15 protein-coding genes are annotated in these 19,148 nt (G+C 69.0%); 6 read left to right on the top strand and 9 right to left on the bottom strand.

The annotated features are described in order from the left end of the window. The first annotated feature begins 2 nt into the window (after positions 1-2). Positions 3-2,975 (top strand): molybdopterin-dependent oxidoreductase, encoded by a 2,973-nt coding sequence (locus B6N23_RS06380; protein ID WP_305502962.1) that lies wholly within the window; start codon positions 3-5, stop codon positions 2,973-2,975. Here the strand turns inward: B6N23_RS06380 and B6N23_RS06375 are convergent. Then, positions 2,935-3,861, bottom strand: coding sequence for a DMT family transporter (locus tag B6N23_RS06375; RefSeq protein WP_305502960.1), 927 nt, complete (start codon positions 3,859-3,861; stop codon positions 2,935-2,937). The two genes, B6N23_RS06380 and B6N23_RS06375, sit on opposite strands and share 41 nt — an antisense overlap. Positions 3,862-4,187: 326 nt before the next feature. Here B6N23_RS06375 and B6N23_RS06370 point away from each other — a divergent pair, with 326 nt between their 5' ends. The 3 genes from B6N23_RS06370 to B6N23_RS06360 all read left to right on the top strand — a co-directional run bounded on the left by B6N23_RS06370 (position 4,188) and on the right by B6N23_RS06360 (position 7,371). Further along, positions 4,188-4,583: a DUF4168 domain-containing protein gene (locus B6N23_RS06370; protein ID WP_110068552.1), complete on the top strand. Its 396-nt coding sequence runs from the start codon at positions 4,188-4,190 to the stop codon at positions 4,581-4,583. Positions 4,584-4,726: 143 nt separating this feature from the next. After that, positions 4,727-6,649 (top strand): DUF294 nucleotidyltransferase-like domain-containing protein, encoded by a 1,923-nt coding sequence (locus B6N23_RS06365; protein ID WP_305502956.1) that lies wholly within the window; start codon positions 4,727-4,729, stop codon positions 6,647-6,649. Beyond that, positions 6,646-7,371, top strand: coding sequence for a 3'-5' exonuclease (locus tag B6N23_RS06360; RefSeq protein ID WP_305502953.1), 726 nt, complete (start codon positions 6,646-6,648; stop codon positions 7,369-7,371). The genes B6N23_RS06365 and B6N23_RS06360 overlap by 4 nt, the downstream gene beginning before the upstream one ends. A gap of 58 nt (positions 7,372-7,429) precedes the next feature. Here the strand turns inward: B6N23_RS06360 and B6N23_RS06355 are convergent, their stop codons facing one another. After that, the gene (locus tag B6N23_RS06355) at positions 7,430-9,070 is read right to left on the bottom strand and encodes a BCCT family transporter (protein ID WP_305502951.1); all 1,641 of its coding nucleotides are present in this window, start codon (positions 9,068-9,070) and stop codon (positions 7,430-7,432) included. 429 nt (positions 9,071-9,499) lie between these two features. On the opposite strand from B6N23_RS06355, the gene B6N23_RS06350 reads away from it, so the two are divergent. Together B6N23_RS06350 and B6N23_RS06345 are read left to right on the top strand one after the other, a co-directional pair. Continuing rightward, positions 9,500-9,868: a hypothetical protein gene (locus B6N23_RS06350; RefSeq protein ID WP_302141283.1), complete on the top strand. Its 369-nt coding sequence runs from the start codon at positions 9,500-9,502 to the stop codon at positions 9,866-9,868. Between the two features lie 54 nt (positions 9,869-9,922). Next, complete coding sequence (locus tag B6N23_RS06345) at positions 9,923-10,372, top strand: hypothetical protein (protein WP_305503951.1); 450 nt, start codon at positions 9,923-9,925, stop codon at positions 10,370-10,372. Between the two features lie 165 nt (positions 10,373-10,537). Here the strand turns inward: B6N23_RS06345 and B6N23_RS06340 are convergent, their stop codons facing one another. The 7 genes from B6N23_RS06340 to B6N23_RS06310 all read right to left on the bottom strand — a co-directional run bounded on the left by B6N23_RS06340 (position 10,538) and on the right by B6N23_RS06310 (position 19,089). Then, positions 10,538-11,926 carry a sigma-54-dependent transcriptional regulator gene (locus B6N23_RS06340; RefSeq protein ID WP_305502948.1) on the bottom strand — a complete coding sequence of 463 codons (1,389 nt, stop codon included), beginning with the start codon at positions 11,924-11,926 and terminating at the stop codon, positions 10,538-10,540. Continuing rightward, positions 11,923-12,291 (bottom strand): sensor histidine kinase, encoded by a 369-nt coding sequence (locus B6N23_RS06335; RefSeq protein WP_305502946.1) that lies wholly within the window; start codon positions 12,289-12,291, stop codon positions 11,923-11,925. The genes B6N23_RS06340 and B6N23_RS06335 overlap by 4 nt, the downstream gene beginning before the upstream one ends. Continuing rightward, positions 12,185-13,423, bottom strand: a complete 1,239-nt coding sequence (locus tag B6N23_RS06330; RefSeq protein WP_305502943.1) for a histidine kinase dimerization/phospho-acceptor domain-containing protein — start codon at positions 13,421-13,423, stop codon at positions 12,185-12,187. Before B6N23_RS06330 ends, B6N23_RS06335 begins: the two co-directional genes overlap by 107 nt. Positions 13,424-13,511: 88 nt before the next feature. Next, positions 13,512-14,675: a PQQ-dependent sugar dehydrogenase gene (locus tag B6N23_RS06325; protein WP_305502941.1), complete on the bottom strand. Its 1,164-nt coding sequence runs from the start codon at positions 14,673-14,675 to the stop codon at positions 13,512-13,514. Between the two features lie 118 nt (positions 14,676-14,793). Then, positions 14,794-15,669, bottom strand: a complete 876-nt coding sequence (locus B6N23_RS06320; protein WP_305502939.1) for an AEC family transporter — start codon at positions 15,667-15,669, stop codon at positions 14,794-14,796. Positions 15,670-15,753: 84 nt separating this feature from the next. After that, complete coding sequence (locus B6N23_RS06315; protein ID WP_305502937.1) at positions 15,754-16,668, bottom strand: LysR family transcriptional regulator; 915 nt, start codon at positions 16,666-16,668, stop codon at positions 15,754-15,756. A gap of 189 nt (positions 16,669-16,857) precedes the next feature. Next, complete coding sequence (locus B6N23_RS06310) at positions 16,858-19,089, bottom strand: TonB-dependent receptor domain-containing protein (RefSeq protein ID WP_305502936.1); 2,232 nt, start codon at positions 19,087-19,089, stop codon at positions 16,858-16,860. Positions 19,090-19,148 lie beyond the last annotated feature (59 nt).

The raw sequence follows: 19,148 nt of genomic DNA, 5'->3' as shown, positions 1-19,148 counted from the left end.
CCATGCAGACCACGCAGACCCCGAACCCCGAGACCTTTATCCTGACCCTGGACGGCGTCGAGGTGAGCGCCCGTCCCGGCGAGACCCTCTGGCAGGTGGCCAGACGCTTTGGCGAGACCATTCCCCATCTCTGCTTCAAGGACGCCCCGGGCTATCGGGCCGACGGCAACTGCCGCGCCTGCATGGTGGAGATCGAGGGGGAGCGGGTGCTGGCGGCCAGCTGCCTCCGCGAGGCGGCCCCCGGCATGGTGGTGAGGAGTGCGAGCTCCGAGCGCGCCCGCGAGGCGCGGGAGTCCGTGCTGGAACTGCTGCTCGCCGACCAGCCCGAGCGGAAGGCGAGCCCCGACCGCGCCAGCCATCTCTGGGCCATGGCCGAGGCGCTGGCCATCGATGCCACGGCGGTGAGCGAGCGGCTGCCGGAACGCGACGAGCGCGCCGCGCCCACCGTTCACCATGTGCGCCCGCGGGAGGCGCAGCGCTTCCAGGATGCCTCCCATACCGCGATGAACGTCAACCTCGACGCCTGCATCGAGTGCGGGCTCTGCGTGCGCGCCTGCCGCGAGGTGCAGGGCAACGACGTCATCGGCCTGGCCCATCGCGGTGCGGCGGCGAAGATCGTCTTCGACTTCGACGACCCCATGGGGGAGAGCACCTGCGTGGCCTGCGGCGAGTGCGTCCAGGCCTGCCCCACCGGGGCGCTGATGCCGGCGACCCTGATCGACGAGGCGGGCCGCGGCGACTCCGCCGTGGCCGACCGCGCCGTGGATTCCGTCTGCCCCTACTGCGGGGTGGGCTGCCAGCTTACCTACCATGTGAAGGATGACGTACCACACGTCGAGGAGCGCCGGGGGCAGGACGAAGGGGAGGTCCGAGGGCCAGGGATGGCCGAGGTAGCCTCCATGGAAGGACTTGTAGCGCCTCCCCGCAGTCCTGTCGCCGGAACAGCTCCGGGGCCTGGGCGCATTCTCTTCGTCGAGGGCCGGGACGGCCCCGCCAACCAGGGGCGGCTGTGCGTCAAGGGGCGCTTCGGCTTCGACTACCCCAATCACCCGGCACGCCTGACCAGGCCGCTGATCCGCCGGCCCGGCGTGGCCAAGGGGCTCGATCCCGACTTCGATCCGGCAAGGCCGCTGACCCACTTCTTTGAAGCGAGCTGGGAGGAGGCGCTGGAGATGGCCGCCACCGGGCTCGTCGACCTCAAGGCGGCCCACGGCCCCGGGGCGCTGGCCGGCTTCGGCAGCGCCAAGTGTTCCAACGAGGAGGCCTGGCTCTTCCAGAAGCTGGTGCGTACCGGCTTCGGCTCCAACCACGTGGACCACTGCACCCGGCTCTGTCATGCCAGTTCGGTGGCCGCACTGATGGAGTGCCTGGGCTCCGGCGCGGTGACGGCGTCGTTCATGCAGGCGCTCGAGGCTGACGTGGTGCTCCTCACCGGCTGCAACCCGGCGGTGAACCACCCGGTGGCGGCCACCTACTTCAAGCAGGCGGCGAGAAACGGCACCCGGCTGATCATCCTCGACCCCCGCGGCCAGGCGCTGGACGCCTACGCCTGGCGCAGCGTGCGCTTCTCCCCCGGCGGCGACGTGGCGCTCTACAACGCCATGCTCAACGTCATCGTCAGTGAAGGCCTGTATGACCCGGCCTATATCGACGCCCATACCGAGGGCTTCGCGGCGCTCAAGCAAAGCGTGGTGGACATGACCCCCGAGGCGATGAGCGGCCTGTGCGGCGTGGCCCCCGAGGCCATCCGCGAGATCGCCCGCGCCTATGCCACCGCCGAGCGAGCGATGATCTTCTGGGGCATGGGCATCTCCCAGCACGTCCACGGCACCGACAACGCCCGCTGCCTGATCTCGCTGGCGCTGGCCTGCGGCCAGACCGGGCGCCCCGGCACCGGCCTGCACCCGCTGCGCGGCCAGAACAACGTCCAGGGTGCCTCGGATGCCGGCCTGATCCCCATGGTGTTGCCTGACTACCAGCCGGTGGGCGACGCCCAGCTGCGCGCCGCCTTCGAGGAGCTCTGGGGCGCCGAGCTCGACCCCGAGCCTGGGCTCACCGTGGTGGAGATCATGGACGCCATCCTCGCCGGCCGGATCCGCGGCATGTATATCCTCGGCGAGAACCCCGCCATGTCAGACCCTGACCTGAACCATGCCTGCCAGGCCCTGGCGGCCCTGGAGCACCTGGTGGTGCAGGATCTGTTCGTCACCGAGACCGCCCAGTTTGCCGATGTCATCCTGCCGGCCACCGCCTGGCCGGAGAAGGAGGGCACGGTGACCAACACCAACCGCCAGGTGCAGTTGGGCCGCGCCGCCGTGGCGCCGCCGGGGGAGGCGAGGCCCGACTGGTGGATCATCCAGGAGATCGCCCGGCGCTTCGGCCTGGCCTGGGACTACGCCCACCCGAGCGAGGTGTTTGCCGAGATGAAGCGCGGCATGCACTCGCTCGATCATATCTCCTGGGAGCGTCTGGAGCGCGAGGGCTCGGTGACCTATCCGTGCCCCGCCGAGGATGCCCCGGGCCAGGACGTGGTGTTCACGGATGCTTTCCCGCGGGCCGGCGGACGGGCGAAGTTCGCTCCCACCCGGCCGCTGCCGCCGGACGAGCCAGTGGACGACGCCTACCCCACGGTGCTCACCACCGGGCGGCTGCTGGAGCACTGGCATACCGGCGCCATGACCCGCCGCGCCAGCGTGCTCGACGCCCTGGAGCCCGAGGCGACGGCCAGCCTCTCCTCCGGGGAGCTCAACCGCCTCGGGGTGGCGCCGGGGGAGGAGATCACCATCGCCACCCGCCGCGGCGAGATCACCCTGACGGCCCGGGTCGACCCGGGGATGCCCGACGGCATGGTCTTCGTGCCCTTCGCCTACGTGGAGGCGGCGGCCAACCTGCTCACCAACCCGGCGCTGGACCCCTTCGGCAAGATCCCGGAGTTCAAGTACGCTGCCTGCCGGCTGGCGAAGGCTGCCCCCTGACCACCAGCACCACCCCGGCGATGGCGACGGCCATGCCGGCAAGCGACACCGGCGGCAGCGCCTCGTCGAAGAGCCACCAGGCCTGCAGGGCGGTGACCGGCGGCACCAGGTAGAAGAGGCTCGCCACCCGCGAGGCCTCGCCGCGCCTGATCAGCGCCATCAGCAGCAGGATGGCGGCGATCGACAGCACCAGCACCAGCCAGCCCAGGGTGAGGGCGAAGGTGGGCGTCCAGGTCACGCGGCGCTCCTCGAAGAGCAGGGCGCCGAGCCCCAGCACCGCGCCCGCCGCCAGGTACTGCACCACGGTGCCGGAGAGCAGCGGCATGCCGGTGCAGTGGCGCTTCTGGTAGAGGGTGCCGCCGGCGATTCCCAGCAGCGCGATCAGGATGGCCAGCAGGGCGCCGGCGCCGAAGCCCTGGAAGAGCGCCTCGCCCGGGTCGAGCTTGCCGCCCAGCACCAGGGTGACGCCGACGAGCCCCAGCACCAGCCCCAGCCACTGGCGCCCGCCCAGCCGCTCGCCCAGCAAGGGGCCGGCGAGCGCGGCGGTGAGCAGCGGCTGCAGCCCCACCAGCAGCGAGGCGAGCCCCGCCGGCATGCCCAGGTAGATGCCATAGAAGACCCCGCCCAGGTAGGCGCCGTGCACCAGCAGGCCGGAGACGGCGATATGTCCCCACAGCCGAGCCCCCCTCGGCCACTCCCCGGAGAGCCAGTGGGCCAGCGGCACCAGCAGCGCCAGGGTCAGCACGAAGCGGATGAACAGGAAGGTGAAGGGCTCGGCGTAGGGCAGGCCGAACTTGGCACCGATGAAGCCGGTGCTCCACAGCACGACGAACAGCAGCGGCATGGCGGCAAGCCAGAGACTGGCAGCGCGGGAGGCAGGGGGCATGCGAAACATCCATGTCAGGAAGTCGGGTCAGCCCACGACCATACTGCGCCGCTCAAGTTTCGCCTAGCCCCCGGCAGGCTGTCGGCGGCTCTTTTTCGGAATGAATGTCATTCCCATTCACAGGCGATGCCTCGAAGCCGCCCATGCCGGGCCTGATGGCGAAGCGGTGACTCAGGGTGTCGCTTATCGGCAACGAATGTAAAGTTGCTCACACTTCATGTTTCAAAGTTTTACACGAAAATTCTGAACGCCGACCGGTCGCTGCCGTCACAGTTCCCACATGCACGCAACGCCCCGACGGGGTCCTATAACGACTGGAGGAACTCATGAAACGGATGACCGCTCTCTTCTCTGCCGCCCTGCTCAGCGCTGGCCTGATGTCCGCCACCGCCCACGCCCAGCAGGATCCGGCACAGGACCCGGCGGCAGCTCCCGAGCAGCCCCAGGCCGCCGCCCCGGCCATGGACTTCTCCGACGAGCAGCTGCAGCAGTTCGCCGATGCCTCCCAGGAGATCGCCGTGATCTCCCAGGAGTACACCGAGCGCCTGCACTCCGCCGAGGATGAGGCCTCCCAGCAGGAGGTGCGCATGGAAGCCAACGACAAGATGGTCGAGGTAGTCGAGGAGAGCGGTCTTGACGTGGATACCTTCAACGCCATCGGCCAGGCGATCCAGCAGGATCCCGAGCTGATGCAGCGCGTCCAGGAGATGGCGCAGTCGTAAGGTCGAGCTCCTCCTGAAGCCGACTCCCATCGGCAGCTGACGGCCACCCTTCGGGGTGGCCGTTTGCATGTGTGCCGGCTTTACAGCGCCGCCGGCAGCTCCCAGACTTCCGGCATGTGACCAGCCGGACGGGAGCGCGACTCATGGAAGTGGAACTGCTGGAAATCCGCCAGCATATGGGGCGCTTCCCGCCCTTCGATGCCCTCTCGGACGACCTGCTCGACGAGATCGCCGGCCAGGTCGAAGTGGCCTACTACCGGGCCGGCAGCGAGATTTGGCTCCTCGATCAGGAGATCCACGAACTGGGCTACATCCGCAGCGGCGCCGTGGAGGTCTATCGCCGCAACGGCGACCTCTACGACCGCCGCGGTGAGGGCGATATCTTCGGCCACTTCAGCCTGCTGCGTAACCACCGGGTCCGCTACCCCGTGCGGGCGCTGGAGGACAGCCTGATCTACTTCCTCCCGGATGCGCTCTTCCAGCGTCTCTGCGAGGAGGATGAGCACTTCGCCGAGTTCGTGGAACTGGAGCGCCCGCGCCTCGAGTCGGCGGTGGAGCAGCACAAGAAGCAGAACGACATGATGATCACTCGGGTGCGCAAGCTGCTGACCCGCTATCCGGTGATGGTGGTGGCGAGCACCACGGTGCAGGAGGCCGCGCGCCTGGTGGGCGACTCCGGCGCCTCGGCGGTGCTGGTGCTGGATGCCCCCGGCGACAACCCCCGCTACACCTTCCGGGACAGCGAGGAGCGCGCCTGGCAGGTGCGCGGCATCCTCACCGACAGCGACTTCCGTCGGCTGGTGGCCGAGGGGCGCCCGTCCGACACGCCGGTGGGGGAGATCGTGGTCGACCGGCTGGTGGCGATCCAGTCCGACGAGTCGGTCCACGAGGCGATGCTCACCATGCTGCGCAACAACATCCACCACCTGCCGGTAATGCATCGCCGCCACCCGGTGGGCATCGTCCACCTCTCCGACATCATCCGCTACGAGACCCACTCCAGCCTCTACCTGGTCAGCAACATCTTCAACCAGTCCACGGCGGAGGGCCTGGCCAAGCTGGCCCCGGACGTGCGTGCCGCCTTCGTGCGCATGGTGGAGGATGGCGCCGACTCGCGGATGATCGGCAGCGCGCTCTCCACCATCGGGCGCAGCTTCACTCGGCGCCTGCTGGAGCTGGCCGAGGAGGCGCTGGGGCCGCCGCCGGTGCCCTACTGCTTCATGGCCATGGGTTCCATGGCGCGCAACGAGCAGTCCATCGTCACCGATCAGGACAACGCCCTGGTGCTGGATGACGCCTTCGACCCCGAGGCCCACGACGCCTACTTCCTGGCGATGGCGAAGATCGTCAGCGACGGCCTGGACGCCTGCGGCTACACCTACTGCAGCGGCGACATCATGGCCACCAACCCGCGCTGGCGGCAGCCGCTGGCGGTCTGGAAGGGCTACTTCGAGGACTGGATCCACGACCCGACCCCGGAGCGGCTGCTGCACAGCTCGATCTTCTTCGACCTCGATGTCGTCCACGGCGAGAACGTCTTCGTCGAGCAGCTGCAGGACCTGGTGGCCGAGCAGGCGCCGAAGAGCCCGCTGTTCCTGGCCGCCATGGCGCGCAATGCCCTCAATCGCACCCCGCCGCTGGGCTTCTTCCGCACCTTCGTGATGGAGAAGGATGGCAAGCAGAACAACTCCATCAACCTCAAGCGGCGCGGCACCGCGCCGCTCACCGACCTGATCCGCGTCCACGCCCTGGCCTGCGGCTCCCGGGCCCAGAACAGCTTCGAGCGCCTCGACGATATCGATCGCACCCAGCTGCTGGCGCAAGGGGTCAGCGACAAGCTGCGCTACGCCCTGGAGTTCCTCGCCATGTCGCGCATCCGCCACCAGGTGTTCGACCTGCAGCACGAGCGTGCCCCGGACAACAACATCGAGCCGGAGAACGTCTCCGACGCCGAGCGCCACACCCTCAAGGACGCCTTCCAGGTGCTCAGCAACGCCCAGAAGTTTCTGAAGTTCCGCTATCCGGTCCCGGCCACGGCGGCGCGCCGCCCGCGAGGGACCCGGTGATTCGCCTGCCTGGCGCGACGCGCCAGCAGGAACCCGGCTGGCCGGAATATCTGGCGGACCGCGCCGCCCGGGTAAAAGACACGCTGCTTCAGGACTATTTCGCCGCGGGCTGCCCGGACCCCGCCACCCCCATCGGCGAGGTGCCGCTGGTGGCGCTGGATATCGAGACCACCGGCCTCGACCCGCGCCGCCATGCCATCGTCAGCGTCGGGGTGGTGCCCTTCACCCTGGCACGCATCCCGCTGCGCGAGCGACGCTACTGGGTGCTCAAGCCGGTCCGTGAGCTCACCGAGCAGTCGGTGATCCTGCACCGCATCACCCACGGCGAGGTGGCGAACGCCCCCGATCTCGCCGCGATCCTGCCGGAGCTGCTCGGGGTGCTGAAGGGGAGGGTGGCGGTGGTACACTACCGCCAGATCGAGCGGCCCTTCCTCGACTCCGCCATCCAGGCCCGGCTGGGGGAGGGCCTGCGCTTCCCGGTGATCGACACCATGTCGCTGGAGGCGAGGCTGCACCGTCAGTCGCCGTGGGCACGCTTCCGGCGCTGGCTGGGGCGCCCGCCGGTCTCGATCCGCCTGCACAATAGCCGCGCGCGCTATGGCCTGCCCGCCTACCAGGGGCACCATGCCCTGGTGGACGCCCTGGCCACCGCCGAGCTGCTGCACGCCCAGGTGGCCCGCCACTACTCCCCCGACACCCCGCTGGGTGAGCTGTGGAACTGAACGAAGGAGGGCGGCCAGTGGCCGCCCTCCTTCGTTCATGCTGCGATACCGGCTGGTCTCAGCGCGGCTCGCTCATCAGCCCCTTGATGATGGCGTAGCAGCCCACCAGCAGGACCAGGGTGAAGGGCAGGCCGGTGGAGATCACCGCCGCCTGCAGCGCCGCCAGGCCGCCGCCGATCAGCAGGCCGATGGCGATGGCGCCCTCGATGATGGCCCAGAAGATGCGCTGGGGCTTGGGCGCGTCCACCTTGCCGCCGGCGGTGATGGAGTCGATCACCAGGGAGCCGGAGTCTGAGGAGGTGATGAAGAACACCACTACCAGCACGATGGCGATGAAGGAGGTGATCTCGGTGAGCGGCAGCCCGGCCAGCATCACGAAGAGCGCATCCGCCTCGCCCTCGAAGGTACCGGCCAGCAGCTGGCTGATGCCGGCGCTGCCGAAGGAGGTCATCCACAGCACCGAGACCAGCGACGGCACCAGCAGCACGGCGATCAGGAACTCGCGCACGGTGCGCCCGCGGGAGACCCGGGCGATGAACATGCCGACGAAGGGCGACCAGGAGATCCACCAGGCCCAGTAGAAGGCGGTCCAGCCCTGGCTGAAGTTGGCGTCCTCGCGCCCGAAGGGGTTGGAGAGCGCCGGCAGGTAGCTGAGGTAGTGGCCCAGATTCTGGAAGAAGCCGGTGGCGATCATCAGCGTCGGGCCCACCAGGATGACGAAGGCCAGCAGCAGGAAGGCGAGCCCCATGTTGAGCTGGGAGAGGCGCTGCACGCCCTTGTCGACGCCGAGGGTGATGGAGCCGATGGCCACGATGGTGATGGCGACGATCAGCAGCACCATGGTGACGTTGGTATCGGGAATGCCGAAGAGGTCGTTCAAGCCGTTGGTGGCCTGCTGGGCACCGAGGCCGAGCGAGGTGGCCAGGCCGAACAGGGTGGCGAACACCGCCAGGATGTCGATCACATGCCCCGGCCAGCCCCACACGCGCTCCCCCAGGATCGGGTAGAAGATCGAGCGCATGGTGAGCGGCAGGCCCTTGTTGAAGGAGAAGATCGCCAGCGACAGCGCCACCACGGCGTAGATGCCCCAGGGGTGCAGGCCCCAGTGGAAGATGGTGGCGGCCATGCCCAGCGCCAGGGCGCCGGCCTCGTCGCCCTCGGCGCCGCCCAGCGGCGACCAGTCGGTGCGCGCGCGGCCTTCGCTGCTGATGCCGCCGAGCGCCGCCTGGAAGTGATCCATGGGCTCGGAGACGCCGAAGTACATCAGGCCGATGCCCATGCCGGCGGCGAACAGCATGGATAACCAGCCCGCGTAGCTGAAGTCCGGCTTGGCATCGGCCCCGCCGATGCGCACCTTCCCCAGGGGCGTGAAGATCAGCACGATCGACAGCAGCACGAAGATGTTGGGGGCCAGCAGGAAGAACCAGGCCATGTTGCCGGTCAGGAAGTTGAAGGTGCTGGTGAACAGCGGACCGACCTGGTCCTGCAGGGCCAGGGTGATGATCACGAAGAACATCACCACGATGGCCGACACGGCGAATACCTTGCCGTGCAGGTCCACGTCGATCCCCATGGGCGAGGCGGAAATGTTGTCCTGGCCGATCACGTAGTCGGTATCGATCAGGTTGGCGGGCCCCTCCGGGGCCGGAATGCCCTCGGAAGCCTGCGGCTTCTCGGGGGCGTTCTCGTCATTGGCCATAGTGGCTGTCTCCCTTGCGTAGCGTCTTGGGGGTATCCGGGCGGGCCGGCTCAGGCCTTGGGTGGGCGCACCAGGAACACCGAAACATCGGTGTGGGTCGCCACCTTGCCGCCGTGGGCTGGCATTTCCTCAGTGCCTTCAAAGCCTAGCTTCGCTTCGTGGAAAGCGATTCAACGCCCGGCTGGCGTCACGGGGAGGCGACTATACCTTCGTATAGCGTTGATTCCGAACCGACCCGACTCCTTCCGGCGGGTAATCCGGGGCGCATGTGTCAGATCTGACCACCCGATGCGCGGGTGTCGGCACGCGACTCGTCGTCGCCTATTGTTTTTTAAGTCATTGATTGTCTAATTTTTTATTGGCGGTTGGCCAGGAGTGGCATGGCGACTGCTCCTCTCTTGGTGAAGTCAATGAACCCAGGAGATGTCAATGCCTCAGCAAGCACCGTCCAGCCAGGTGGAGTCTCGACAAGGTCATGCCTCCCGCTCGCCCCGAGGGCGTCGCCTGAAGGCGCTGGCGGCCATCGCCGCCCTGTCGCTCGGCAGCCTGGCGCTGGCCGGCTGTGGCAACGGTGATGATGAGCTGCCCCCCATGGAGCCGGCGGACCCGCCCATGGAGGAACCGGCCCAGCCTATGGAGGATGAGCCTGGCATGGGCGATGAGCCTGCGATGGGCGACGAGCCCGGCATGGACCAGGCCCCCGCCCAGAGCGACGACCCCATGGATCCCATGGAAAGCCAGGAACCGATGATGGACGAGATGGACGAGATGGACGACGAGGAAGCGGGCAACTACTGACCGCAAGTTCGTCCCGATACGACGAAGGATGATCCGAAAGGAAAGGAGCGAAGCATGATGTCACAGGAGCTGTTGAAGAAACTGGGCGTTCTCGGTGTCTCTGTCGGCCTGCTGGCCAGCCCGCTGGCCTTCGCCGATATGCATGACCCTGCGGCAGGCGATCCTGCGGCAGGCGATCCTGCGGCAGGCGATCCTGCGGCAGGCGACCCTGCGGCCGGCGACCCGGCGGCCACCCAGCCCGCAGATCCGGCCACTCAGCCTGCCGATCCGGGTGCCCAGCCCGCCGACCCCGGTGTCGACTCCGTGAGCGATCCCATCAATGACCCGGCGGCCGATCCGGCGGGGGGTGACCCCATGGCACCGGCGGAGCCGGGCGGCGCGACTGACGAACCCGGCTTCGGCAGCGGCGCCAAGCCCATGCCCAACGGCGAGCCGGGTGCGGCCCAGCCGGATGCGGCCCAGCCCGGCGGCGAGGATGACGAGTGGGAGATGCCGCAGGAGTAAGGCCCGTCATGGTGGTGTTCCCCGGCGCGGCCGGCCGATGCTCTCTCCTATCCCCTCGGCATCGGAAGCCGGACCGCGCCCTTCAACCCCTGCCAGGTGCAGGGGTTTTTTCTGCCTGTCGGTTTTTTGCCTGTCTGGTTCGTTCTGTCTGTCTCCCGGTCGCATTCAGCCGTCGTCGAGGCGGCGATAGAGGGTGCGTCGGGCGATGCCCAGGATGTCGGCGGTGCGGCGCTTGTTGCCGCCGGTGGCGTCCAGCACCTTGCGGATATAACGCTTCTCGACCTCCTCGAGGCTTGGCCAGGCCTGCTGCGGCGTGCTGGGGGCCAGGCTGCCGGCCACGACCTCGCCGCTCTCGCGGCGGGATGCCTGGGCCTGCTCGCGCAGGCGCTCGGGCAGGTCGGCGTGGCGAATCTCGCCCGAATCGGCCAGGGTCACCGCGCGCATGATGGCGTTCTCCAGTTCGCGCACGTTGCCCGGGTAGCCATAGGCGAGCAGCGCCTGCAGGGCAGCGGGCTCGATGCCCTCGATGCGCTTCTGCTGGGCGTCGGCGTGCTTGTCGATCAGCGCCGTGATCAGCCGCTCCAGGTCGCCCTCCCGCTCGCGCAGCGGGGGAATACGCAGCGAGAAGGTCTCCAGGCGATAGAAGAGGTCGCTGCGGAAGTGGCCCGTCTCGATGGCCTGCTCCAGGTCGCGGTGGGTGGCGGCGATGATGCGCACGTCCACCGGCTCCTCCCGCTCGCCGCCCACCGGTCGCACGGTCTTCTCCTGCAGGGCGCGCAGCAGCTTGGCCTGCAGCTCCGGCGACATCTCGCCGATCTCGTCGAGGAACAGGCTGCCGCCCCGGGCCGACTGGAACAGCCCCTGGCGATGGTCGCTGGCGCCGGTGAAGGCGCCCTTCACATGGCCGAAGAACTCGCTCTCCATCAGCTCGCCGGGGATGCTGGCGCAGTTGACCGCCACGAAGGGGCCCTCGGCGCGCGGGCTCTCGGCGTGTATCGCCCGGGCCAGCAGCTCCTTGCCGGTGCCGCTCTCGCCGAGCACCAGGATCGGCGCATCGCTCTTCGCCAGCCGGGCGGCGTCGTGGAACAGCGCCTGCATCGGCTCGCTCCCGCCGACGATGCCGTGGAAGTGGCCGGGCGGCGCGTCGCGCTGGAAGCGCTCGGCCAGGCGGCGGTGCTCCAGCACCCGGAATACCGCCTCGCGGACGTTCTCCAGGTCCAGCGGCTTGGTCAGGAAGTCATCGGCGCCGAGCTTGAGCGCCTCCACTGCCTGGTCGATGGTGCCGAAGGCGGTGATGACGATGAAGCCGAGGGTGCTGTTCTCGGTGCGCAGCTGCTCCAGCAGGGCCAGGCCGCTCATGCCGGGCAGGCGCACATCGCTGATCACTAGGGCCACCGGGCTGTGGCTGAGGGTGGCGAGGGCCTCCTCGGCGCTGGCAGCGCCCAGGGTGGCGTGGCCGGCCTCCTGGAGCTCCTCCTCGAGCAGCTCCAGGATGGCGGGATCGTCCTCGACGATGAGGATCGGGCAGGGGGGCACGGCGTCCTTGGGGGTCACGATTGGCGTCCTCGCGTTGCCGAGTGGTTGGGGGTAACGGCCTCGTTCTCTCCCGTTTCCAGAAGGTCCTCCAGCGGCAGGGTGATGGCGAACCCGGCACCGCCGAGCTCGCTGTCGAACACCCCGATGGTACCGCCATGGTCGTTGACGATGCGGTGGACCATGGAGAGGCCGAGGCCGCTCCCCTGGCCCACCGGCTTGGTGGTGAAGAAGGGATCGAAGACCTGGGACTTGTCGGCCTCGCGGATGCCGCTGCCGTCATCCTCGAGCCTCAGGTGCAGCTGATCGCCACGGGACTCGGCGCTTAGCCTGACGCGGCGGGTGCCCTCGGCCTGGGCGGCATTGCGCAGCAGGTTGGTGAGCACCTGGGTCAGCTGCTGGCCGTTGGCCAGCAGCCGCGGGGGCCTGGGGGGGGAGCTCGGTGTCCAGGCGGATGCCGCCCTGCTCCAGCTCCTCCTCCACCAGCTGGCGGGCCCCCTCCACCAGGGCGTCCAGGCGGACCCACTCCTTCTCGACGTTGTGGCGCCGCCCCAGCTCCATCAGCTGGCGCACGATCTCGACGATGCGCGCCACCTCGCCGCGGATACGCCCGAGCCGGGCGCGTTCATCCTCGCCGATCACCTCGCGGCGGGCCAGGCGCTGGGCCTGGCCGTTGATCACCGTGAGCGGCGCGCCGATCTCGTGGGCCACGCCGGCGGCCAGCACGCCAAGCTCGGCCAGCTTGCGGGACTTGCGCAGGCGCTTCTCGAGGGCGATCTCGTTGAGGCGGCGCGCCTCGATGTCGGCATCCTTCTCGGCCATGGCGTCGAGCATGCCGTTGAGGGCTACCGCCAGGCGGCGGTACTCCTCCGGCCCGCGGGGCGCAGCGCGCTGCTCGCGGTCGCCCCCCTCGACCCGGGCCATCACCTCCAGCAGGCGGTTGATGGGGCGCTCGATATGGCGCCGGAAGCCCCACCAGATGCCCAGCACGATGCCGGTGGAGCCGATCAGGAAGGCCAGGCCGGCCACCAGGGTCAGGAAGCCGGTGTAGTTCTCGATGCCGGTATTGAGCCGGTTGACCTGCAGCACGCCGCGCAGCTCGCCGTCCGGGGTGGTCAGCGGCATCAGCGCCGAGTAGTAGGTCCAGCCATCGTGCTGGCGGTAGTCGCCGGTGGGTTCGCCGGCCTCCACCACCTCGCGGATCTCCGCGGGTTCGAACAGCGACTCGCCGAGCCCCAGGCCGTAGATCTCCTGGCCCTCGCGGTCGAACACGTAGGCCCCGTAGATGCGGTGGAAGGAGAAGGCCGCATGCAGCGACTCCTCCAGGGATTCCGGCGAGTCGCGGGCCATGGCGTAGCCCAGGGAGGTGCCGATGGCATGGGTGATGATCTGGACCTCGGTCTGCAGCTTGGAGCGGACGTTGTCCTCCAGCGAGTGGATCGCCACCAGGCTGAAGACCACCAGGATCAGGAACAGCGGCACGATGACGGTGAGGATGATCAGGTTGCGCAGTCGCATGCTGGGTCCCGTGGCTGGCGCAGGCCGGCCCCGCCGCGGCAGCAGCGGGGCCGGTGATGGAAGTGCCGGGCCGATGCCCGGTGCGATGTCAGTCCGCCGGCACCAGCCGGTAGAGGCTGCCGCGGGCGTCGTCGTCGAGCAGGTAGAGGGCGCCGTCGCGGCCCTGGCGGACGTCGCGGATGCGGCCGATCTCGCCGTCGAGGATCACCTCGCTCTCGGCCATGCCGTCGCCCTCCAGCACCAGGCGCTTGAGCAACTCGCTGCGCAGGCCGCCGGCCAGCAGGTTGCCCTGCCATTCGGGAAAGTGCTCGCTCGTTACCTCAGCGAGCCCCGAGGGGGCTTGGGTGCCGTCGAAGACGTGCACCGGATCGCGCATCCCGGGCAGGGAGTCCGCACCGATGGGCTGCCGGGTGGAGTAGTCCACGCCCAGGCTCACCTCGGGCCAGCCGTAGTTCTCGCCGCCCTCGATCAGGTTGAGCTCGTCGCCGCCCAGCGGGCCGTGCTCGGTGGCCCAGACGCGGCCGTCGGCGGTGACGGTCATGCCCTGGATATTGCGGTTGCCGATGCTGAAGAGCGCCTCCAGGGCGTCGCCGTCATCCAGGAAGGGGTTGTCGTCCGGCACGCCGCCGGTCTCGGTGAGGCGCAGCACGCTGCCGGCATGGTCGCCCTTGTCCTGGGCCCGGGGCGGCTGGCTGCCGCGGTCGCCGATGCTCATCAGCAGGGTGCCGTCGGGCAGCCAGGCCAGGCGCGAGCCGTAGTGGCGGCCGGGGCCGGAGAAGCGGTCCTGGACGAAGAGCTCCTCGACATCGGTCAGGGCGCCGTCGCCCAGGCGCGCCCGGGAGAGGGTGGTGGCGGTGCCGTCGCTGCCGGCCTGGCTCCAGGTGAAGTAGACCCAGTCGTGCTCGCCGTCGCCCGTGCCATAGTCGGGATGCAGCACCACGTCGAGCAGGCCGCCCTGGCCGCGGGCGTTGACCTCGGGCACGCCTTCCAGGTGGGAGATCTCGCCCGACTCGCTGACGTGGGCCAGGCGGCCGGGGCGTTCGCTGACCAGGAAGCTGCCATCGGGCAGCTGGGCCACGGCCCAGGGGTGTTCGAACCCGGTGGCCACGCGCTCCAGGCGCAGGTCATGGTGCTCGGTCTCGATCCGCTCGACGACTGTCTCGGGCAGGGTCTCGGCGGCCAGCGCCTGGCCGCCGACGGCCAGCCCCCCCAGCAGCAGGGCGGCAGGCAGTCTGCGAAGTGGTGCAGGCATCGTGTTCTCCCCTCGTTGGCTCGTTCATCGAATGATGAGGCATCTACCAGCATAGGGACTTTTCGGCGGCGGGCGCGTTCCCTGTCGCCATCTGGCGACGCCGGCCCGCTCGATGGCGCTACATCAGCCAGGCCAGCAGCAGGGGCAGATAGAAGAGCGCCAGCAGGGTTGAACAGAACACCAGGCTGGCCACGTAGGCGGGTTCGCGGCCGGCCTTCTGGGCGAACAGGTAGTTGAAGACCGCCACCGGCATGCTCATCTGCAGCACCAGGATGCTCTGGGCCAGCGGGGGCAGCCCCAGCAGGGCGCCGATGCCCCAGGCCAGCCCCGCCGCCACCGGGATGCGCACCAGGCTGAAGCCGACCCCGGACTTGAGGCTCCTGACCTGGATGCTGGCCAGGGAGACCCCCAGGGTGATCAGCATCAGCGGCACGGTGAAGCCGGAGATCAGGTCGACGCTGTTGTCGAGCCAGCGCGGCAGCGAGGTGTCGGTGAGCAGCAGCGCCAGCGAGATCACGATGGCGTAGACGGTGGGGGTGCGCGCCAGGGTCTTCAGCGCGTTGCCCTGGCTCGCCATGACCGAGCCCACGGTGAACTGGAACAGCGACACCGTGACCATCACCGTGATGCCGAAGGCGAAGCCGGCGCTGCCGAAGGCGTAGAGCACCACCGGCAGGCCCATGTTGCCGGTGTTGGGGTACATCATGGGGGGGAGCACCACCCGCCAGTCTCGCCGGAGCAGCCGCGCCATCAGCGGGGTCGCGGCGGCCATGGCGATCATCACCAGGGCGGTGGCCAGCATGGTGCGCCCGACGCTGCCGGCGTCGATCTGGGCATTGGCAAGCGAAGCGATGATCAGCGCCGGGGTGCCGATATTGAAGACCAGGCGGGTGACGAACTCCACCGGGTAGGGCTGGCCCAGGCGAATCCAGGTGTAGCCCAGGCCGGCGCCGGCCAGCACCGGGGCCATCACGGCGAAGAGTTCGGCGATCATCGAGAGGTCCTCGTGGGGCGGGGCGGCCCATTGTCCTGAATCGCCGGGTGGGCTGGCAAGCGCCGGCGCCTCTCTCTCGAGGGCTCAGGCCGCCCTGGCGGGGGGCTGCCAGGCGCTGGGCACCGCCTGGCGCAGGCAGTCGAGCAGGGCGGTCACCCGGCGTGGCTGGTGGCCAAAGGGATAGAGCAGGGTGATCGGCAGCGGGGCGGGCTGCCACGCCGGCAGGCAGGCCACGAGCTGGCCCGGGTGGTGATGCGCGTGGCGCTCGACCATCCAGTGGGGTAGCAGGCCGATGCCCTGGCCGCGACTGATGGCGTCCATATGCAGCACCGGCAGGTCGACCCTCAGCCGCGAGACGGGCGGTAGGAAGTGAAAGGGTGCCTGGTCGGGGTGGTGCAGGGTCAGGCCCTCACGGCTGGTGCCCAGCAGGTCGATCCAGGCATGGCCGGCCAGCTCGCGGGGATGTTCGGGTGCGCCATGGCGGGCCAGGTAGTCGGGGTGGGCATGCAGGCCGCGGGTCAGTGCGCCCAGCGGCTCCTGACGCAGCCCCGATTCCGGCACCTCGCCCAGCCAGACGTGCACGCCCTGGCTCTCCGGGCCGGTGCAGGGCGCATCGCCCGTCTGCAGGGTCAGCGCGATGCCGGGATGGCGGGCGAGGAAGGCGTCCAGGGTCGGCGCCAGCCAGCAGCGGGCCAGGGCGCAGTGCACCGTCACGCAGAGCTCGCCGCTGACCTCCTGGCGCAGCTCGTCCAGGGCCGTTCGGCTGCGCTCGGCCAGGGCGAGCATCTCGCGGCAGTGGTCATGGAACAGCAGGCCGGCCTCGGTGGGGATCAGCCGGTTGGCCTGGCGGCGCAGCAGCGGCTGGCCCAGGCGGCTCTCCAGCTGGCTGACGCGCCGGCTCAGGGTCGACTTGGCGAGCCCCAGCTCACGAGCGCTGCGGGTCAGGCTGCCGGAGGCCATGATGGAGGCGAAGGCGATCAGTTCATCGAAGTCGTGCATGGAAGCGACTCATGGCAGGTGTCCTTGACCAGCGCAGTATGCCAGCTAACCATGCGGATGAAAATCATTAACAATTGAGTCTGTGTCTCATGGGTCGCCATGGGCATGTGAAAGCCCCGGCGGTGCCGGGGCGAAGATCAGGATCGAAACAGTGCCGTCGGGCGACAGCGCTGCCGGGCGCCAGGCGGCCTAGAAGTCGTAGCTGGCGGAGAGCCAGAAGCTGCGGCCGTCCAGGGCCACGCCGTCGGTGGAGCGTCCGGTCTGGGTGAAGCGGTAGGCCTGGTAGGTGTCACCCTGCCACTCGTAGCTGTCGGCGCGGCCGAAGTCCTTGTCGAGGAGGTTGTAGACGGTGCCGGTCAGGCGCACGTTCTGTGCCAGCTGGTAGGAGCTGCGCAGATGGAAGAGCTCGTAGCCGTCCAGCTTGTTGCCCACCTGCTCGAGGAGCGCGAGGTTCTGGCCCGAGTCCGGCAGGCCGCCGGAGAAACGCTCCCGGGATGAGTAATACTCGCCGTCCAGGCTTGTGCTCCAACGGTCGCTGATCTGCCAGGTGACCCCGGCGGTCAGCTTGTGCTTGGGCGCATTGGTCAGCTGCAGTCCCTCGTTCTCGCCGGAGGTGATCTCGGTCTCCGTGAAGGTATAGCCGCCGCTCAGGTACCAGGAGGGAGTCAGTTCCATCCGGGCGCTGAGCTCGATGCCCTGGGTCTCGGCGCGGTCGATATTGACCAACTGGCCGAAGCTCTCTTGGGCGGTGAAGTTGCCCACGCTCAAGCAGTTGGCCAGGTCGGCGTTGGGGGTGGTGCCATTCACCTCATATTGACAGTTGGGGATGTCCGCGGCGTCGGCGATGCGGTCGGTGAAGCGGGTATGGAAGGCGGTGGCGCTCGCCGTGAGCCCCTCGCCGCTGTCATAGCTGGCGCCCAGCTCATAGTTGGTACTCTTCTCCGGCTTGAGATCCGGCGAGCCGATGGTCACGGTCTGGCCCTGAGCGGTGAAGCCGGTCACGCCGTCGTGAAGCTGGTTGAGAGTCGGCGTCTTGTAGCCGCGGCTGACGCCGCCCTTGAGGGTCCAGTCGTCGCTTGCGCTCCACACCAGATAGCCGCGGGGGCTGAAGTGGCCGCCGAAGGCGTCGTGGTTCTCGTAGCGCCCGCCCAGGGTCAGGGCCAGGTCCTCGGCAAGCCACCACTCGTTCTCGGCAAACAGCGCCCAGCTGTCCTGGCGGAAGACCTGGTTGCCCGCGGCGCCATCCTCCAGCCGGGAATCGATGGCCTGGCCGCCCAGGGTCAGCATATGGTCGCCCAGCGGCATCACGAATTTCGTATCGAGGGTGATATCGCGGTTCTCCAGCAGGCGTGGCTCGCCGCCCTCGGCTTCGTAGCCGAAGTCGGGCGCGCTGCCCGCCGGTAGGGTGCGGCCCAGGGTCTCGGTGGTGCTGTGGGTCAGGCTGCTCTCCAGGGTGCCCGCCGGCAGCCGTGCGGTGTGGCCGATAGCCACCTGGTCGCGGTTGAAGCGCAGCTCATCCTCGTAGCCGAAGACTCGCTCCGGGGTGTCCAGGTTGCCCAGCCTGCCGTCCGCGTTGTCGTAGACCTGCCGGGAGCGCTCCCGGTCCAGCCACAGCTCGTTCGTCTCGTCCGGGGTGGCGTTGAGACGGCCGCCGATGGAGTAGATGCGCGCCTCGCTGGGACGAGGGTCGCGGCCTGGGGTGCTGTCGGCAGGGCCTTCGATGAGGCGCTCGGAGGCGTCGCGGTCATAAAGGCGGCCGCGCAGCTGCAGCCCGAGGCGCTCCTCCACCAGGGGGCCTGCGGCATAGAGGTTGAGAGTCTGGGAGTTCCCCGCGTCGCGGTCCTGCTGGAAGGTGGTGTCCACGGCGACAGAGCCGCTCCACTCACTGGCCACCCGGCGGGTGATGATATTGATCACCCCGCCCATGGCGTCGGAGCCGTAGAGGGTCGACATGGGCCCGCGGATCACCTCGATGCGCTCGATGGCGGAGAGCGGCGGAATAAAGCTGGTGCCGGTCTCGCCGAAGCCGTTGGGGGTCACGTCGCCGGAGGCGTTCTGGCGCCGGCCGTCGATCAGGATCAGGGTATAGGACGCCGGCATGCCGCGAATGCTGACGTTGAGCCCGCCGGTCTTGCCGGTGCCGGAGCGCACGTCGACCCCGGGCACGTCGGCGATCGCCTCGCCGATATTGGAGAAGCGCTTGCGCTCAAGCTCCTCCCGGGTGACCACCGAGATGCTGGCCGGCGCATCGCGCAGCGCCTGCTCGAAGCCGGCGGCGGTGACCACGATGTTCTCCAGGCGAGCGCTCTCCTCGGCCTGGGCCTGGGCGGGTAGGGCGGCAGCGGCGGCCAGGGCGATGGCGCTAGCCAGTGCCTTGGAGGGGAAGGGCTGGGCAAGGCGAGGCGGGAGTGAGCGAAGCATGACGTCCTCTTGAATGAGTTTGATTCTCAGTTGCGAGGAGGATTCTAGGCCCGGAAGTT

The organism is Halomonas alkalicola, assembly GCF_030704205.1.
Classification (GTDB): Bacteria; Pseudomonadota; Gammaproteobacteria; order Pseudomonadales; family Halomonadaceae; genus Halomonas; species Halomonas alkalicola.
The sequence above is the reverse complement of the archived record's forward strand: the minus strand, read 5'-3'. Positions and strand labels throughout refer to the sequence as shown.

Excerpts from the sequence above, each read along its gene's own strand:
- B6N23_RS06380 (WP_305502962.1), top strand. The coding sequence starts at position 3 with ATGCAGACCACGCAGACCCCGAACCCCGAGACCTTTATCCTGACCCTG.
- B6N23_RS06375 (WP_305502960.1), bottom strand. The coding sequence starts at position 3,861 with ATGCCCCCTGCCTCCCGCGCTGCCAGTCTCTGGCTTGCCGCCATGCCG.
- B6N23_RS06370 (WP_110068552.1), top strand. The coding sequence starts at position 4,188 with ATGAAACGGATGACCGCTCTCTTCTCTGCCGCCCTGCTCAGCGCTGGC.
- B6N23_RS06365 (WP_305502956.1), top strand. The coding sequence starts at position 4,727 with ATGGAAGTGGAACTGCTGGAAATCCGCCAGCATATGGGGCGCTTCCCG.
- B6N23_RS06355 (WP_305502951.1), bottom strand. The coding sequence starts at position 9,070 with ATGGCCAATGACGAGAACGCCCCCGAGAAGCCGCAGGCTTCCGAGGGC.
- B6N23_RS06350 (WP_302141283.1), top strand. The coding sequence starts at position 9,500 with ATGCCTCAGCAAGCACCGTCCAGCCAGGTGGAGTCTCGACAAGGTCAT.
- B6N23_RS06345 (WP_305503951.1), top strand. The coding sequence starts at position 9,923 with ATGATGTCACAGGAGCTGTTGAAGAAACTGGGCGTTCTCGGTGTCTCT.
- B6N23_RS06330 (WP_305502943.1), bottom strand. The coding sequence starts at position 13,423 with ATGCGACTGCGCAACCTGATCATCCTCACCGTCATCGTGCCGCTGTTC.
- B6N23_RS06325 (WP_305502941.1), bottom strand. The coding sequence starts at position 14,675 with ATGCCTGCACCACTTCGCAGACTGCCTGCCGCCCTGCTGCTGGGGGGG.
- B6N23_RS06320 (WP_305502939.1), bottom strand. The coding sequence starts at position 15,669 with ATGATCGCCGAACTCTTCGCCGTGATGGCCCCGGTGCTGGCCGGCGCC.
- B6N23_RS06315 (WP_305502937.1), bottom strand. The coding sequence starts at position 16,668 with ATGCACGACTTCGATGAACTGATCGCCTTCGCCTCCATCATGGCCTCC.
- B6N23_RS06310 (WP_305502936.1), bottom strand. The coding sequence starts at position 19,089 with ATGCTTCGCTCACTCCCGCCTCGCCTTGCCCAGCCCTTCCCCTCCAAG.